Below are 2,576 nucleotides of genomic sequence, written 5' to 3'. Positions count from 1 at the left end.
TGACGGGTTCGGTCGCCGATGCCGCGGCAGCCACGGCCGCCGCCTCGTTCTGCGCGTTCTGGCGGTCGATGAGATAGAAGTCGAGCACGCGGCGCGCGATCGGGCCGGCAGCCTGCGCGCCCCAGCCGCCGTTCTCGACGACCAGCGCGACGGCGATCTGCGGATGGTCGACCGGCGCGTATGCGATGAACAGCGCGTGGTCCCGCAGGTGCTCGGCGAGCAGGTGGCCCTTGTAGTTGGAGCCTTGCAGCGAGAACACCTGCGCGGTACCGGTCTTGCCGGCAGCGAGGTACGGCGCGCCGCGGAACACCTTGTACGCGGTGCCGGACGGATTCTCGATCACGTTCTCCATCCCGCGCTTCACGACGTCGATGTCGGCCTGCTTGAGCGGGATCACTTCGCTTTCCTTCGGCACGGTCAGGTGGCGCCCGCGCGTGATCGGATCCTCGACTTCCTTCACGAGGTGGGGTTTCATCACGACGCCGTTGTTCGCGAGCGTCGCGGTCGCGTGGGCGAGCTGCAGGATCGTGAACGAGTTGTAGCCCTGGCCGATCCCGAGGCTGATCGTCTCGCCGTCGAACCACTTCTGCTGCGCGGCCTTCTTGAACGCCTTCTTCTTCCAGTCGGTCGACGGCAGGATCCCGCGCGCCTCGCCCTGGATGTCGATCCCGGTGATCTGGCCGAAGCCGAACGGCTTCATGAAGTTCGCGATCGAGTTCACGCCGAGGTCGCGCGCGAGCATGTAGAAGTAGGTGTCGTTCGACACCATGATCGCCTTGTTCATGTCGACCCAGCCCTGGCCCGAGCGCACGTCGTTGCGGAACGTGTGGCCGCCGAACGTGAAGTAGCCGGGATCCTGGAAGCCCCAGCCCGGCGTGCGCTTGCCGAGCGTCAGGCCGGCGAGCGCCATGAATGGCTTGTACGTCGAGCCGGGCGGGTAGGTGCCGTGCAGCGGGCGGTTCAAGAGCGGCTTGTCGGTCGAGTTGTTCAGCTCGTCCCAGGTTTGCTGGTCGATGCCGTCGACGAACGAGTTCGGGTCGAAGCTCGGCGACGACACGAACGCGAGCACGTCGCCCGTCTTCGGCTCGATCGCGACGAGCGCGCCGCGCTTGCCGGCGAACGCCTGCTCGGCGACCTGCTGCAGCCCGATGTCGAGCGACAGCACGAGGTTGTTGCCGGGCGTCGCCTGCGTGCGCGACAGCGTGCGCACCGGCCGGCCGCCGGCCGTCACCTCGACTTCCTCGAAGCCCGTCAGCCCGTGCAGCTCGGTCTCGTAGCTCTGCTCGACGCCGATCTTGCCGATGTAGTCGGTGCCCTTGTAGTTGTTCGCGTCGCGGCGCGGATCGTAGTTTTCCTGGTCGCTGTCGTTGTCGTCGCTCATCGCGTCGATGCGATCCTGGTCGCGCTTCGAGATCCGGCCGATGTAGCCGATCACGTGCGCGGCCGTCGTGCCGAGCGGATATTGGCGGAACAGCCGCGCGCGCACATCCACGCCGGGGAAGCGGAAGCGCTGCGCGGTGAAGCGCGCGACTTCGGCGTCGGTGAGCCGGGTGCGGATCGGCAGGCTCTCGAAGTTCTTCGAGTCTTCCTGCAGCTTCTTGAAGCGGCGGCGGTCGCGCGCGTCGATCGGGATGATCTCGGACAGCTTGTCGATCGTGTTGTCGAGCGTGTCGTCGAGCTTCGATGGCGTGATCTCGAGCGTGTACGCCGAATAGTTCTTCGCGAGGATCACGCCGTTACGGTCGGTGATGATCCCGCGGTTCGGCACGATCGGCGCGACCGAGATGCGGTTTTCCTCGGCCTGCAGCGCGTATTTGCCGTGCTGCATCAGCTGCAGGTAGAAGAAGCGGCTCGCGAGCAGCCCGAAGCAGACGAACACGAACACGCCCGCCGCCGCGACGCGCAGGCGGAACTTCGAGAGCTGCTGTTGGGTGTCGTTGAATTCGGTCATGCGGTTAGAAGCGATCTGGCCCGCGCACGGCGTGCCGGTGCGGGCGAGGTGCCGCCCCGGAGCGCGGCGCGCGGCGGGCGTGGGGGCGGCGGGTATTCAAGGCAGGCCCCTGGCTCAGATGGGGCGCGTATCGTCCGGATCGACCGGGCGGCGTTGCGGCATCAGCAGCAGGTGGCTCGCGATCGGCCACAGCGCGGCTTCGACGAAGCCGTCGACCAGGTAGCGCCAGCCGGGGAACGCGGCGCCCATCACGAGGCGGATCACGAACGGGACGAGCTGCGCGACGACCAGCAGCGGCGTGACGTACAGCACCTGCACGCCGATCGGCATCCACAGCACGCGGCGGTGGATCGTGATCGCGCCGTATGACAGCAGCGTATAGGCAAGCGCATGCTCGCCGAGCAGCCCCGCGTCATGCACGTCCATCAGGATGCCGAGCGCGAACGCGACGCCCATCCCGACCTTGCGCGGCTGGTGGATGTTCCAGAACAGCAGCACGAGCGCGACGAAGTCGGGCACGCCGGGCAGGCGGCCCCACGGCATCAGGTTCAGCAGGAACGCGGCGGCGAGGCTGAAGACGATGAAGTACGGATTGACCGGCTGCAGGATGTATTGCGGGCGATTC

2 protein-coding genes are annotated in these 2,576 nt (G+C 67.1%); both read right to left on the bottom strand.

The features are described from left to right. The coding region (gene mrdA, locus JYJ84_RS33810; protein WP_205190072.1) for a penicillin-binding protein 2 at positions 1–1,951 on the bottom strand (1,951 nt) is incomplete at its 3' end. A gap of 114 nt (positions 1,952–2,065) precedes the next feature. After that, on the bottom strand, positions 2,066–2,576 hold a 511-nt coding region (gene mreD / locus JYJ84_RS33805; protein ID WP_205190071.1), incomplete at its 5' end, for a rod shape-determining protein MreD.

Source organism: Burkholderia sp. LMG 13014, assembly GCF_905232215.1.
Taxonomy (GTDB): Bacteria; Pseudomonadota; Gammaproteobacteria; order Burkholderiales; family Burkholderiaceae; genus Burkholderia.
The sequence above is the reverse complement of the archived record's forward strand: the minus strand, read 5'-3'. Positions and strand labels throughout refer to the sequence as shown.